This is a genomic window from Nisaea sp., assembly GCF_017640745.1.
Taxonomy (GTDB): Bacteria; Pseudomonadota; Alphaproteobacteria; order Thalassobaculales; family Thalassobaculaceae; genus Nisaea.
On the sequence record NZ_JAEPQA010000038.1, the window covers coordinates 1 to 13,604 of the forward strand.

A 13,604-nucleotide genomic window follows, 5' to 3' on the forward strand; every position below is an offset into this window, starting at 1 on the left:
CATAGTCCCAGACGGTCGAGAGATAGGGCCAGTAGGAGCCGATCGTCTTGACCGGACGCGCGCTCATCAGCGTGCCCTGCCCGCCGGCCAGGACCGGCCAGCGTCCAACAGCCTCGCCGAAATCGCCGTGGCAGACCGCACAGCGTTCGGTGTAGATCGCCTCGCCGTCGGCCACGGACCCCTTGCCTTCCGGCAGACCGAGGCCGTCCGGGCGTACATCGATGTCCCAAGCCGCGACCTCGTCGGGGGTCGCCGCACGTCCAAGGCCATAATTCTCGGCCGAAGCCGGAGCCGCCAGACCGACGGCCAGGGCCAGCGCTGCCAGATTAAGAAATCTCGACATTTTCCGCCTCGCCTTTCTCGTTCACGTACCAGGTCTGGATACCGTTGTTGTGGTAGATCGAGTTCTCGCCGCGGACCGCGCGCAGTTCATTCTTGGTCGGCTGCACGTAACCGGTGCTGTCGACGGCGCGCGACTGCAGGAGCAGCGGGCTGCCGTCCCAGTCGAACTCGTAATAGAAGCGGTGCATCGACTTGTTCCAGGACGGACCGTCGATCCGCGCCTGACGCCAGTTGCGGCCACCGTCGGTCGTCACATGGACTTCCTTGATCGTGCCGCGCCCGGACCAGGCGACGCCAGTGATAATCGTGTGGCCCTTGCCATGGGTGATCGGCGCCTGCGGGCTCGGATTGGTGATGACGGACTTGGCGTCCATCTCCCAGGTGAAGCGCCGCGCCTTACCGTTCTCCATAAGGTCGGTGTATTTCGAGGTTTCCTCGCGGTGATGCCAAGGCATGTCGCCGACTTCGATCCGGCGCAGCCACTTGACCCACATATTGCCTTCCCAGCCCGGCACGACGAGCCGCACCGGATAGCCCTGCTCCGGCCGCAGCGCCTCGCCGTTCATGGCGAAGGCGACGAGGCAGTCGTCGAGCGCCTTCTCGATCGGGATCGAGCGGGTCATCGCCGACGCGTCCGCCCCTTCCGGAAGGATCCACTTACCGTTGGTCTTGACCCCGGCCTGCTCGAGAATCGTCTTCAGCGGCACGCCGGTATAGATCACGTTGTGGATCATGCCGTGGGTGAACTGGCAGCCGTTGAGCTGCGCACCGCGCCATTCCATGCCGCTGTTGGCGGCGCATTCGAGGAAGTAGGCCCGGTTCTCCCGCGGGAACCGCTTCAGGTCCTGCAGGGTGAAGACCAGTTCCTTGTCGACGAGGCCGTTGATCATCAGGCGGTATTTCGCCGGATCGATGTCGGCCGTGCCGCCGTGATGGCGCTCGAAGCAGAGCCCGTTCGGCGTGATGACGCCATCCAGCTCATGCAGCGGCGTGAAGTTTACCGAGCTGACCGGGTCGGCGGTCAACCACGGGACATCGCGGCGGCGTACATGCGCTTCATATTTCGACGGCATGCCATAGGGAGCGACGTCGACGCCCTCGCCAAGCTGGTTCGCCCAGGGCTGTACCTCGGTGATGAGGGGATCGCCCGCGGCCAGTGCCGGGGTCGCGGCCAGCGCACCGCCGGCGGCGAGGCTGCCCTTGAGGAAATTTCTGCGTGAAGTGGGGGTCTTTTCGGTCATCGTTCCAGTCTCCGGCCTATCCGGCGATTGTCTTGACGGCGGTGTTCGGGGTGATCTCGATCGAGCCCTTGCGCTTGATGTACTGCTCGACGAGGTCGTAGATCGGCGGGCCCTCGGTGCCTTCATTCACGGAGGCCCAGCCGGAAACCACGTAGCTCTTCGCGGGATCGATCTTCTCCCCGGTCTTGAGCAGGGTCATGTCGGTGATGCGGCTGCCGATCGGCTTGCTGATGTCGATCGTGTAGCCCATGCCACCGACGCGAACCATGTCGCCGCCCTGCTGGTAGTAGGGATCCGGGTTGAAGAGGTTGTCGGCGACATCCTCGAGGATGGTGTGGATGAGTTCGCCTGTCATCTCGCTGCGATAGGCGTTCGGATAGGACATCGACGTCGCGGAATAGATGTCCTCCCGCGTGATCGGGTCGCCCGGCAGAATGCTGGCGCCCCAGCGGAAGCCCGGAGAAAGCGCGATATCGGCTTCCCGTTCCTCCAGCAGGGCCTGGCAGATCAGGTCGTCCCAGGTGCCGTTGAAATTGCCGCGGCGATAGAGCAGCGACTGGGTCGTGCCGATGACTTCCTCCAGCTCCGCCTTGAACGGCGCGCGCTCGGCATCAACGAGAGCGGTCATTTCCGGATCCGGCTGGATCACGTCGGAGAAGATCGGGATCAGGCGGTACTTAAAGCCCTTGACCCCGCCGTCCCGCACGTCGAGATCGATCCGGCTGACGAACTTGCCGTGCGATCCGGACGCGATGATGAGCGTCTTGCCGACCTGCACCGGTTCCGGCAGGGCATCATGCGTGTGGCCGGAAAGAATGACGTCGATACCCTCGACCTGGCTGGCCATCTTGCGGTCGACGTCGAAACCGTTATGCGACAGGAGCACGACCAGCTCGGCGCCGTCCGCGCGAACCTCGTCGACCACCTCGCGCATCCGCTCCTCGCGGATGCCGAAGGAGAGATTGGGGAACATCCAGCGCGGATTCGCGATCGGAAGATAGGGAAAGGCCTGGCCGATGACGGCGACCTTCACGCCGCCGCGCTCGAACATGGCGTGCGAGTCGTAGGCCGGCTCGTTCCATTCGTTGTCGAAGATATTGGCGCCGAGGAACGGGAACGGCAGCGTTTCGACAATTTCCTTCACCCGGTCGATGCCGTAGGTGAATTCCCAGTGCGAAGTCATCGCATCCGGGTTCAGGGCATTCATGATGTTGACCATGTCCTGCCCGGCGGTCTTCAGCGCGGTGTAGGAACCGTGCCAGGTATCGCCGCCGTCGAGGAAGAGCGCATCCGGACGGTCGGCGCGGATCGATTTCAGGACGGTCGAGATCCGGTCGAAGCCGCCGACACGGCCGTACTCGCGCGCTAGGGCGACGAAATCCTCCGACGTCAGCGCATAGGCTTCCGGAGAGCCGGCTTCGAGACCGTAGGTATCGAGAAACTTCTTGCCGGAGATATGCGGCGGTTTTCCCTGCGCCTCGCCGACTCCAAGATTGATCGACGGTTCGCGGAACCAGACCGGCTTCAGATGCGCATGGCAATCGGTCAGGTGCACCAGCGTGACGTTGCCCGTGGTCTCGAAGTCCAGCAGCTGCTCCTGGGTCAGGCGCTGCTGTGCGGCCAGCCGGGCCCAGTTACCGAAACCGCTGGCACCGACAATCGCGGAGGCGGCAAACGAGGCCTGGAGGAAATCGCGGCGCGACAACATGGCTACTGGCTCCTTCAAACGTCCCGGGAAACAGATCCCGGGTTCGGGACAAAGCTCTCCCGTCCGCGGCCATTTCCCGCCTCGGCGAACCGGAGTGAAAAAAGAACTGTCAGGTGCCGGCCGTGCCCGGGATCCAAATCCTCCCGGGCACGATCGCGGCTTGCTTAGTTACGCAGCGCCGGCGTTTCGACCGAGAGGCCCTGGCCGCGCGATGCGAGGTACAATTCAAGGGCGGTGAATTCGTCCGAACCGCGCTTGTACGGCGTGGCGCGGATGTTATCCATGCAGCCCTTGAAGCGGCGATGGATCGAGCCCATGCCCTGCCATTTCAGACGGTAGACCGGAAAACCGTTGATCTGACCCTGGCTGAGATGGTCGGCCCGGACCATGTTGCCGTAGTTGTTTTCGTGGCAATGGGAACAGGCCATGTCGAGCTGACCGACACGGGTGTAATAGAGCTCCTTGCCCTTCTCCCACCATTCCTGGGCCGGCCCGTCGATCTTCACATTGACGGGCATGCCGCGGGACTGCAGGCCGATATAGGCGGTCATCGCCACCATCTCCTGGCTTTCCCACTTCCACGGCTTGGCTTTCTGGTGCTCCTCGCGGGACCAGTTGATGTGATCCTCGAGCGCGAAGAGGGTCTTCTTGCCTTCGTGCCATTTCGGCATCTGGGCGCGGAGCCCCTTCATGCTTTCGGACGCATCGCCGTGGCAGTCGGCGCAGGACTTTCCGTCCGCCCCGTCCGCCGTGTTCCAGAGCTCCTCGCCGTACTGCGCGGAGATCATGGCCGGATTCTCGAAATCATCGAGTTGCAGGGCCTGGGTCTCGTCGGTGCGGAATCGCCAGCCGGACAGGATCTCGTCAAAGGGCGAGTCGGCAGGCGCCTTCAGCTTGGTGACGAAGGTCTTGCCGTCTATGACCAGTTCGGCGTTCTCGTCGGCCATGACGCCCTGAGCGCCGACCGCGAGGAGGCCGCCGACCAGCCCCAGTGCCAAGAGTTTCCTCATATCTTCCTCCCCTTTGTCACCATTCGTTCAAGCGACGGTGATCTTGTTCTCGATGTCGTAGACGGAGCCGTCATCGTCGGTCCATTCGAACCGCATGGTTCCCGACTCCGACAGCTTTACCGAGAACTCGATATAAGGGTTCGCGGCAATGGCCGGCAGCAGGTCCATGGAGAACGCTTCCTTGCCGTTATATGTCGCGACGAACTTGTTGATGATCTTGCGCGGGATCAGCTTGCCGGTCTTGCTGTCCTTGCGCTGACCGGATTCCATCGGGTGGCTGATCAGCGTCTTGATCACGATCGCTTCGCCGGCCTTGGCCTTCTTCGGGACTTTTACGCGGGGTTTAATATTAGCCATTTCTTGATCTCCTCAGACCTCAGCCGCCGCAGCCGCCGATCGTCACCTTGACTTCGCGCCGGGCCATCTTGGTCGACCCGTCCGCCATCTTCGCTACAGCGACCACGTCCTGGGTCTTGGCCAGGCGGATACGCGTGGAAGCGCGGCTTTCGGCGCTCATCTCGGTGAAGTGGAACGTGCCGACGCCCGGGTTCGGGTTGCCGGCAGCCAAAATCATGATCGAGGCCGCGCCGTCGGCGAAGACTTCGATCGGAACGGTGTTGCCGTTTTCCGCGATTTCCGGTGCGCCGATATCGACACCGCCCGTCTCGGGCATGCCGCCGGCGAATTCCTTGATCGCCGCTTCGACAGCATCAGTGCTCGCGTCAGCCGGGAGACTGATCAGACCGGCGGCGGCCAAACCAGCCGCAAGCGCGAACAGGTCACGCCTTGTCATCTGCATTTTGGATTCCTCCGTTTGGTAATCGTCATGTCCGCTGGCGTTTTCCGCCGGCGGTCACTTTTCCTTCAGGGTCGTGAGATAAGCGATGACATCCTCGACCTGCTGGGCCGTCAGGATCGTCTTGCCGGCGAACTGCTCGGCGACACGATTGAAACCGCTGTCGCGATAGAAGCTCGGCATGATCGTATCCGGCGACAGCGCTTCTTTGGAATTCACCAGGATCGCCCGGAGCTCCGCCGGCGTCCACCGGTCGGCAACGCCGTCGAGCGGCGGCCCAACCTCACCGTGATAGGGCTCCTTCGCCATGTCCGAATTAACGTGACAGGCAAGACAGTTTCCGAGCTTGCGCCCGAGGAACCACTGGCGACCCTTTTCCGGATCGCCGGCCTGGTCGGTAAGGGGCGTTGCAACAGCCCCGTCGACAATCTTGACCTCGCCGGGCTTCATGGCTCCCGCATTGGCGCCCGAGACGCCGATGAGCAGAGCCAGAGCGGTGGTGACAACAATTCTCATCACCGATTCTCCTCCCACTTTCTTTTGCCGGTGCAGCTCTGATGCTGCCCGTTCGTTTCAGAAGACCGGAAAACCGGCCCAAACGCAACAACAAATTCAAAGATATGAATTTGTTGTTGCGATACAATCATGTGACCGCCTCCAGCCGTCTACGCCCCGTATTACTGGGACTTCTGCCGTTCCTGGATCTTACGCGCGTGATATTTCTGGAAATGCTCGTCGCTCTCGTAGCCCTTTTCCTTCACCCAGGTGAACATATCGAGCGTGGTGCCGTTACCGAAGGCGCCCGGCATCGTCGCCACCGCGGCCCGGCCGGCATTATCCCCCTCGGGAACCTGTTCCGGCATGAAGAGAATGGTCGGCGTGAACACCACCCCCCAGCGCTTCGCCATTTCCTTCTCCGGCAGAGCGGTGCCGTCGAAATCGGTGACCTCTTCATCCCCGAACAGATTGTACTGCACGACGACGAAGTTCGACTTGATGAAGTTCGCGATGTCGGGGTTCGAGAGCGGTCCCTCGTGCATCTGCCTGCAATAGATGCAACCGCGCTGCTCGAAGATCATTGCCAGCCGTTTGCCCTGCTTCTCGGCGTCGCGGATATCCTCCGCGACATCCTTGAAGGTGACCGTGAACCATTCCTTCTTGTGCAGGCCGTCCTCGCCGACTTCCGCCAGCGCCGTCTGGCCAAGCAGAAGGACCGCCATCAATCCAAAGACCACGTGCCTCATCACTTCACCTCCCTATCCGATGGTCCCGAAAGACGGGAACGTGTCGAGCATCCATTGTGCGATGATACCCACCGTGTTGGTCCCGATCAGCACCGCAAAAACCAGAAGCGTCGCGCCGATTCCCTTCTCGACCGCGCCGAGATAGCGCCGGACCGACTTCATCCAGTTCATGAACGGCCCGAAGAATGCGGCGGCGACAATGAACGGCAGCGTCATGCCGAGCCCGTAGCCGAGCAACAGGATTACCCCGTCACCCACCGTCTCGGCCGCGCTGGCGCTGAAGAGGATCATCGCCAGCACCGGGCCGACGCAGGGCGTCCAGCCGAAGGCGAAGGCGAGCCCGACGAGGTAGGGGCCGATCACCCCGACCGGGGCCGCGACATCCATGCGGGCCTGACGATAGAGCAGCGGGATCTTCAGAATACCGAGAAAATGCAGCCCCATCAGGCCGATGACGGCGGCCGCGACATAGCGCAGAATATCGAAATACTCGCGCAGCTGCTGGCCGAAGACCGAAGCGCTCGCTCCGAGACCGACAAAGACGGTGATCACGCCGGCCGAGAACAGGATCGCGGAGAGCACGACCTTGCGCCGCGCGGCGCCGTCGCTTTCGCCGTCGGTGATCTCGTTCATCGATACCCCCGCCATGTAGCAGAGGTAGAACGGAACGATCGGCAGTATGCAGGGCGTCAGAAAGGACGCGAGACCGGCGGCGAAAGCGCCGCCCACCCCTATATCGAATCCCATTTCGAGCCCATTTCGGTATACTTCACGGAACGTTTCCCCAAGCGGCCTTGCGGCCGTCATATTCTCACATTAGAATTTGTTATTATGTTCCATCGCCAACTCGAACAAAGCAAGAGAATGTTCGCCGGATATTTGTGGAAGACAATCGTCTTTCCGCTCTTGCTGATTGCGGCCTTCTCGACCGGTGCGGCACGAGCGGAAACGCAGTTGCTGATGGTCGAACAGGCGGGTTGCGAATGGTGCGCCGCGTGGAACCGCGAGGTCGGCGCGATCTACGACAAGACCGACGAGGGCAAGCGCGCGCCCCTGCGCCGCCAGGACCTTTTCGCCGACTGGCCCGACGACGTGAAGATCAACGGCCAGGTTCATTTCACGCCGACCTTCATCCTGCTGGTCGACGGACGCGAGGCGGGACGCATCGAAGGATATCCGGGCGAGCATTTTTTCTGGCCCCTGCTTGCCCAACTGCTCAACCGGACCCCGAGCGGGACGGACAAAAAGGGAGGAAAAGGCTCATGAAACTCAAACTGATCGCCGCCGCGGCATTCGGCGGATTGCTGGCGCTCGCGTCACCGCAGGCGGCGAAGGCACAGAATGCCGAAGCCATCTTCAGCACCGAATCCATGAAGCCGGAAGTCGCACTCGATCTCGCGAAACACGCGCTGGAGATCTGCCGTGCCGCCGGTTACCAGGTCGCCGTGACCGTGGTCGACCGTTCCGGCCTGACCCAGGTGGTCCTGCGCGACCGCTTCGCCGGCGCCCACACGGTCGACACCGCGACGCGCAAGGCCTGGACGGCTGTCAGCTTCCGGACCGCCACCCTCGATCTCGGCACCCTGGTGAAGGAAAGCCCGGTGATGGCCGGCCTCCCGGACATCACCAATGCCCTCGTCCTCGGCGGCGGCATTCCCGTGCAGGCTGCGGGCAATATCATCGGCGGAATCGGAATTTCCGGCGCCCCGGGCGCCGACCTCGATCACGATTGTGCGCAAAAAGCTATTGAAAAAATTCAGGACTTCCTAGATTTCTAGCGCGCACCTGACTGGAGTCGAACATGGCCCTACCCGTTCTGGATGAAAACGTCACCGACGCGGAATTCGATGTGATGGTCGAAAACGCGACGCGTGCGACGGAATTCATGAAGGCGCTGGCGCATGAGGGGCGACTCCTGATCCTGTGCCAGCTGGCATCGGGAGAAAAGTCCGTTACCGAGCTTGAGGAACTTCTGTCCTCGCGCCAGGCCGCCGTGTCGCAGCAGCTCGCGCGGCTGCGTCTCGAAGGCCTGGTCAACCACCGGCGCGAAGGCAAGGCGATTTACTACAGCTTGAAAGACGAGCGCGCGGTCAGGATTCTCGAGCTTCTTTACGAGCTGTTCTGCAAGGACGACGCCCGGACAGCCTGAGCCGGGCAATCCAGAATGGCGTATAAAAGCTCGGGTCGACAGGCCCCCGGACCTGCTTCACACTCCGGCTATGTTCGGCATGTCTGAAACGCTCGCGGTCACTCTGGTTGGCTTTGCCAGCGGCATCGTGCTGGGGCTTGCCTCCCGCATTCCGCGTTTCTGCACCCTCGGCGCGATCGAGGATGCGCTCTATGGCGGCAATCGCGACCGGATCATGATGTGGCCGATGGCGATCGGAACCGCCGTCGCCGCAACCGCGCTGCTTACGGCCTTCGGCCTCGCCGCTGTCGAGGGCACGGTCTACCTCAGGTTCGAATTCAGCCTCTCCGCATCCGTTGTCGGCGGACTGATGTTCGGTGTCGGCATGGCCCTTGCCGGGAATTGCGGTTTCGGGGCCCTGGCCCGGGTTGGCGGAGGCGACATCCGTTCGGTCCTGATCGTGCTCACGATCGGCATCGCCGCCTATATGGCTGCCGTCGGACCGCTCGCAGAGCTCCGGACAGCGCTCTTCCCGCGCCAGCACATCACCCGGTTGGCAGACAGCTCCATCGCGGCACAGCTTGAAGACCTGATGGGAATTCCCGCGCTCTATGTCTCGCTCGCAGCCGCCGTGTTGCTGATCGCGCCGGCGCTCACCGACCCGCATTTCATCCGCAACCGTTCCGCCGTTCTCTGGTCGGTCCTGATCGGCCTGTCCTGCGCAGCGGCCTGGCTCGGAACCACCTATGTGGCACAGAACGGCTTCGATCCGATCCCGGTCGAGTCCCACAGCTTCACCATGCCGCTGGGTGAACTTCTGTTGCAGATGATGGGGGCGAACGGCGATCTCGGCGGGTTTTCCGTCGGTTCCGTCCTCGGGGTCGTTTCGGGAGCCTGGATTGGTGCCAGAGTCCGCCATCAGTTCCGCTGGGAAGCTTGCGACGATCCGGGCGAACTCAGGCGGCAGATCTTCGGCGCGGCCCTGATGGGGATCGGGGGCGTGATCGCTCTCGGCTGCTCCGTCGGACAAGGCATTTCGGCGTTTTCGGTCCTCGCCCTGAGCGCGCCGGTCACCCTGCTCTCGATCGCCCTCGGCGCCGTGCTGGGCCTGCGCTATCTGGTCGAGGGACGCAGCCCGTTTGAGCTCGTGCTCACCTTCTTCGCTGCCGTGCCGCACCTCTTCGGCAAGAAGCGGCGGCCGGACTGAGCGCGCCGCTCCCGGTCAACCCCGTTGCCATGGTGACAAAATGCAAGGACCGCCCCGAAGGGCGGTCCCCGATATCGATGTCCGCCGGACCGGCGCGATCAAAGGATCAGTGGTGCGCCACCGGACCGTTCGGGAAGCGGAATTTGCTCCGCGCCACCGCGCCAGGTCCCAAAAGCGTCCAGCAGATCCTGAAGACAACGGCACTGGCAGCTATCTCGGCGACGACATAGGCATAGCGCATCACGCCGTCGAAATCGGCCACGGCCGTCATCAGCTCGATCGCCGCGAAGCCCAAGGCGCCTGTGATCAAGAGACCCAGGAGAGTCGATACCGTTTCCGAGTGCCATACCGAGGACTCGACCCGGGTCTTGCGCGCAACGATCGGAAGCACGACAGCGGAAAACACGACCAGGCCGTTTCCGAGTGCGATCTCACCAATGAGGGAGGACATTTCAAAAAACACCACGGCTCGTTGGCAGAGACCGACCGGGAGCCGATGCGGTACAGGTTTTCTAGAAATGCTCCTGCGGACGAACGGGCGCCAGAGCGATGAATGCATGGCGGCGTAGGTGCGATCTGCAACCCTTGCATACTTTCACCGTGCGTCAGCACATCTCCGGGACCGCTTGCCGCAAGAGTCGCCCGATCACGCCGCAGATTTGTCTCGAACCGGATCGAGCATGCGCTCGGCTGCATCAAGCGCCTCGCCGACTCCCCATGGGGTATTGACGATGATCAGTCCGCTGCCGCGCATGCCCGGCGCGCCGGGGGCGAGCCGGAAGCGGATCTCGCGGCGGATCGCGTCCGGCAGGTCCGATGAGATGAGCCGCTCCGCCATGGCCTCGTGCAGACCGGCCTGCAGGATCGGGTACCAGAGCATGATGGTGGCCTCGGGCCATTTGGCATGCAGAGCGATGACGAAGTCGGCGGCGCGGAGATACTCGCTCTTGATCTCGTAACTGGGATCGATCAGCACCATGCCGCGGCGGGGCGTCGGCGGCGAAATCGCAAGAACGCCCTCGTAGCCGTCGCGGCGATGGATGTGAGCCTTGTGCCGCCTCATGGCACGTTTCAGCGCCTTGTGCTCCTCCGGATGCATTTCCATCAGGTGCAGCACGTCGTCCGACCGCAGCAGCTGCGCGGCAATCAGCGGGGAGCCGGGATAGAATTCCGGACCGAACTGCTGCCCGGTCATCCGGATCGCCTTTGCCAGCGGCTGCTCTTCCGGAATGGCGCCTTCGGCCATCAGCCGGAGAATGCCCGCCTTCGCCTCCCCGGTCTTTTCCGCTTCCGGCGCGGAAAGGTCATAGACCGCGCGGCCGGCATGGGTTTCCAGATAGCTCAGCGGCTTCGGTTTTTCCCCGAGATGTGTCAGGAGTGCTGCGAGAGCGCCGTGCTTGTGGACATCCGCGAGGCAGCCCGCGTGGTACCCGTGCTGATAGGACAGCATCGGCTGTGCTCCAAATCGAATAAACCGGTTTCCTGGCAACAAAGAATGACCCGGCCGGGATTGGTCAAGCCATTGCCTGAGAGATTGCACACAATTCCAGTCTCGGACGGCGCCGCGTCCCGAGCCTTGCACGAAGGAAAATCAGGCCGCCCGGGAAACCTTGCGGATCGGCCTGCGAGTTGCTGCCGAGGCTCCGTCGACGCCGGCCCGCCGCCAATTTGCGACAAGGCGGCGGCCCGCCTGATAAACGTGCTCGCGCGCCAGATGTTCCGCCCGGGTACCCTGACCGTTGGCGATGGCGTCGAACAGCTCCGCATGGTCGGAGTAGGACGCGGCCAGCGTGTCGAGATCGTGCCAGCGGAACTTCACGCCTTTCAGGAGCGGTATGGACCGGGACTTGCCGATCAGTTCGCTCAGGTGGCGGTTCCCCGCATCGGCGAAGATCGCCTCGTGGAACTCCTCGTTCAGGCGACCCCATTCGTCCCGGAGCCTGTCGCTCCAGTCGGTCTCGTTCAGCAGGGCCTCTGTCTCGGCGAGATTCTTGTGGAGAAGGCCGCGGACACGGTCCGAGATCCCCTTCTCCGCAACAGTCCGCGCCGCCAGGCCTTCGAGGACGGAACGCGCCGCATAGACGCCCTCGATGTCCTGAACGGAATAACTCCGGACCACGTAGCCGCTGTTCGGAACGTAATCCAGCAGCCCCTCGGTCGCGAGGATCGCCAGAGCGGCCCGTACGGGCGTCCGGGATACATTCAGCGAATTGGATATTTCGATCTCGTTGAGCCGCGCACCCGGCGCGTATTCGCCGTCCAGCACCTTGTCCCGCAAGGCGCGAACGACCGATTGACCACGCGTTGACATAATCATCACCCCAGTCTTTTCAGGCCGGCAAACAGGCGCCATGCCTTTGCTTTCTTAGTACTTCGAGGCCGGCATGCCTCCTGCCGGCGGGTAGCGTCTCTCCCGTCGCGCCGAAATCTCGGTTCGCGGCAAACACCATAACACACCCCATACGCAGAAGGTAGACAGCCGGATGACATTTCTGCGAAGATTGCATCCAATCTTGCATTCCTGACTGAGCGATCACTCTTTCGCCCCGCGAAAAAGATATATCGCCATTGCCAGCAAGGATCCGTCGAAGTGGTCAGCGAACCCGAAAAGCCTTCCTCCTTCAGATCATTCGGACTCTCTTATTATTCCATATTTTTCAATGACCTAATTTCTTCCTTCGGCACCATCATGAAGCCGGTCAGCGCCCCTTTCAGAGCCCTCCCCGGAAACGCGCGGGGTGCGATATGGGTCGTGATCGCCGGACTCTTCTTCACCGTCATGACCGCGCTCATCAAGTCGATCGGTGATACAATCCCCGTCGTTCAGATCCTGCTCTTCCGCCAGATCGTGATGACATTCACGGTCATGCCGGTCCTGATCGCCGGTTTTCCGGACATCCTGAAGACCAACCATCTGCCGCTGCATCTCACCCGCGTGCTGTTCGCGATCATCGCCATGACCTGCGGCTTCACGGCGGTCGTGCATCTCCCGCTCGCCGAAGCGACCGCGCTCGGCTTCGCGAAGAGCCTGTTCGTGACGATCTTCGCGCTGATCCTGCTCCGGGAAGTTGCCGGGCCGCGGCGCTGGTTCGCCGTCCTGATCGGCTTTGCCGGCGTGCTTGTGATGGTCCAGCCCGGCCCGGACGGGCTCAATCTCTACTCCCTCTTCGCCGTCGCCGGCGCGGCTTCGGCAGCGGCCGTGATGGTGATCATCCGCAAGGTTTCGCAATTCGACCGGTCCGTGACGATCCTCAGCTACCAGGCCATTCTCGTCGGCGCCCTCATGGTCCCGCCGACAATCATGTATTGGGTCACGCCGAGCCCCAGGGAATGGCTGGTGATGGCGGCGATCGGAGTACTCTCCGTGTTCGGCCAGCTCGCCAATATCCAGGGCTTCAAGGAAGGCGAAGCCTCGGCAGTGGCGCCGATGGACTACACAAGGCTGGTCTTCGCCGCCCTGATCGGCTTTCTCATCTTCGGCGAAACGCCCAATCTGGCGACCGCCGCCGGCGCCGCCCTGATCATCGCCACCTCGCTCTACACGGTGCGAGCGGAAGAACGCGCGGCCCAGAACAAGGCATAGGCGACGGAAATCCCCTTTCGTTCCGATTCACACTCCATTTGCATCCAAATAGGACATATCACTTTAATTGTATCCAATCATGAGTCTTGGTAACCTTTCCTAAGAGAACAAACAGGGACGGGCTTCACCAATGGACGACGCAAGCATCAAGCAGCAATACGACGCGATCATCGCGCGATCCGGCCTCACGATCCCCGCGGATCGCGAAGAAACCATGCTCAGCACCTACAGGAACGTCCTGAAATGGTCGGAGATGGTCCGCACCCGGCCCCGGCCGGCCACGCTGGAACCGTCGAACGCCTTTTTCCTCGATACGATCACCCGCGCGATCGACCCCCGTTAGGA

At 62.4% G+C, this 13,604-nt stretch carries 18 protein-coding genes; 6 read left to right on the top strand and 12 right to left on the bottom strand.

Annotated elements, in window-relative coordinates; translation table 11 throughout:
* The 9 genes from JJ959_RS19360 to JJ959_RS19400 all read right to left on the bottom strand — a co-directional run.
* Window positions 1–343: c-type cytochrome (locus JJ959_RS19360; protein ID WP_366817091.1), on the bottom strand; the 343-nt coding region annotated here is incomplete at its 3' end.
* Window positions 327–1,583, bottom strand: a complete 1,257-nt coding sequence (soxC, locus tag JJ959_RS19365) for a sulfite dehydrogenase (RefSeq protein WP_292887490.1) — start codon at window positions 1,581–1,583, stop codon at window positions 327–329. The genes JJ959_RS19360 and soxC, both read right to left, overlap by 17 nt.
* 16 nt (window positions 1,584–1,599) lie before the next feature.
* Complete coding sequence (soxB, locus tag JJ959_RS19370) at window positions 1,600–3,291, bottom strand: thiosulfohydrolase SoxB (RefSeq protein WP_292887493.1); 1,692 nt, start codon at window positions 3,289–3,291, stop codon at window positions 1,600–1,602.
* Between the two features lie 164 nt (window positions 3,292–3,455).
* Window positions 3,456–4,301, bottom strand: coding sequence for a sulfur oxidation c-type cytochrome SoxA (soxA, locus tag JJ959_RS19375; RefSeq protein WP_292887496.1), 846 nt, complete (start codon window positions 4,299–4,301; stop codon window positions 3,456–3,458).
* A 27-nt stretch (window positions 4,302–4,328) separates the two neighbouring features.
* On the bottom strand, window positions 4,329–4,658 hold the full coding sequence (gene soxZ / locus JJ959_RS19380) for a thiosulfate oxidation carrier complex protein SoxZ (RefSeq protein WP_292887499.1): 330 nt from the start codon (window positions 4,656–4,658) through the stop codon (window positions 4,329–4,331).
* Window positions 4,659–4,677: 19 nt separating this feature from the next.
* Complete coding sequence (gene soxY, locus JJ959_RS19385; protein ID WP_292887502.1) at window positions 4,678–5,100, bottom strand: thiosulfate oxidation carrier protein SoxY; 423 nt, start codon at window positions 5,098–5,100, stop codon at window positions 4,678–4,680.
* A 54-nt stretch (window positions 5,101–5,154) separates the two neighbouring features.
* Window positions 5,155–5,613 (bottom strand): sulfur oxidation c-type cytochrome SoxX, encoded by a 459-nt coding sequence (gene soxX / locus JJ959_RS19390; protein ID WP_292887504.1) that lies wholly within the window; start codon window positions 5,611–5,613, stop codon window positions 5,155–5,157.
* Between the two features lie 161 nt (window positions 5,614–5,774).
* Window positions 5,775–6,341, bottom strand: coding sequence for a thioredoxin family protein (locus tag JJ959_RS19395; protein ID WP_292887507.1), 567 nt, complete (start codon window positions 6,339–6,341; stop codon window positions 5,775–5,777).
* A 12-nt stretch (window positions 6,342–6,353) separates the two neighbouring features.
* Complete coding sequence (locus tag JJ959_RS19400) at window positions 6,354–7,088, bottom strand: cytochrome c biogenesis protein CcdA (RefSeq protein ID WP_292887510.1); 735 nt, start codon at window positions 7,086–7,088, stop codon at window positions 6,354–6,356.
* A 117-nt stretch (window positions 7,089–7,205) separates the two neighbouring features.
* Here JJ959_RS19400 and JJ959_RS19405 point away from each other — a divergent pair, with 117 nt between their 5' ends.
* From JJ959_RS19405 to JJ959_RS19420, 4 genes are all read left to right on the top strand, one after another.
* Window positions 7,206–7,607, top strand: a complete 402-nt coding sequence (locus JJ959_RS19405; RefSeq protein WP_292887513.1) for a transcriptional regulator — start codon at window positions 7,206–7,208, stop codon at window positions 7,605–7,607.
* On the top strand, window positions 7,604–8,119 hold the full coding sequence (locus tag JJ959_RS19410) for a heme-binding protein (protein WP_292887516.1): 516 nt from the start codon (window positions 7,604–7,606) through the stop codon (window positions 8,117–8,119). Before JJ959_RS19405 ends, JJ959_RS19410 begins: the two co-directional genes overlap by 4 nt.
* A gap of 23 nt (window positions 8,120–8,142) precedes the next feature.
* Window positions 8,143–8,490, top strand: coding sequence for a metalloregulator ArsR/SmtB family transcription factor (locus JJ959_RS19415; RefSeq protein ID WP_292887519.1), 348 nt, complete (start codon window positions 8,143–8,145; stop codon window positions 8,488–8,490).
* A gap of 79 nt (window positions 8,491–8,569) precedes the next feature.
* Entirely contained in the window at window positions 8,570–9,676 is a 1,107-nt protein-coding gene (locus JJ959_RS19420) for a YeeE/YedE family protein (protein WP_292887522.1), read from the top strand.
* A 106-nt stretch (window positions 9,677–9,782) separates the two neighbouring features.
* Here the strand turns inward: JJ959_RS19420 and JJ959_RS19425 are convergent, their stop codons facing one another.
* From JJ959_RS19425 to JJ959_RS19435, 3 genes are all read right to left on the bottom strand, one after another.
* On the bottom strand, window positions 9,783–10,127 hold the full coding sequence (locus tag JJ959_RS19425) for a hypothetical protein (protein WP_292887525.1): 345 nt from the start codon (window positions 10,125–10,127) through the stop codon (window positions 9,783–9,785).
* A 195-nt stretch (window positions 10,128–10,322) separates the two neighbouring features.
* The gene (gene rlmJ, locus JJ959_RS19430; RefSeq protein WP_292887528.1) at window positions 10,323–11,126 is read right to left on the bottom strand and encodes a 23S rRNA (adenine(2030)-N(6))-methyltransferase RlmJ; all 804 of its coding nucleotides are present in this window, start codon (window positions 11,124–11,126) and stop codon (window positions 10,323–10,325) included.
* A gap of 141 nt (window positions 11,127–11,267) precedes the next feature.
* The gene (locus JJ959_RS19435) at window positions 11,268–11,987 is read right to left on the bottom strand and encodes a GntR family transcriptional regulator (protein WP_292887531.1); all 720 of its coding nucleotides are present in this window, start codon (window positions 11,985–11,987) and stop codon (window positions 11,268–11,270) included.
* A gap of 378 nt (window positions 11,988–12,365) precedes the next feature.
* Here JJ959_RS19435 and JJ959_RS19440 point away from each other — a divergent pair, with 378 nt between their 5' ends.
* On the top strand, window positions 12,366–13,259 hold the full coding sequence (locus JJ959_RS19440; RefSeq protein ID WP_292887534.1) for a DMT family transporter: 894 nt from the start codon (window positions 12,366–12,368) through the stop codon (window positions 13,257–13,259).
* Window positions 13,260–13,389: 130 nt separating this feature from the next.
* On the top strand, window positions 13,390–13,602 hold the full coding sequence (locus tag JJ959_RS19445; RefSeq protein WP_292887537.1) for a hypothetical protein: 213 nt from the start codon (window positions 13,390–13,392) through the stop codon (window positions 13,600–13,602).
* The last annotated feature ends 2 nt before the right edge of the window (window positions 13,603–13,604 follow it).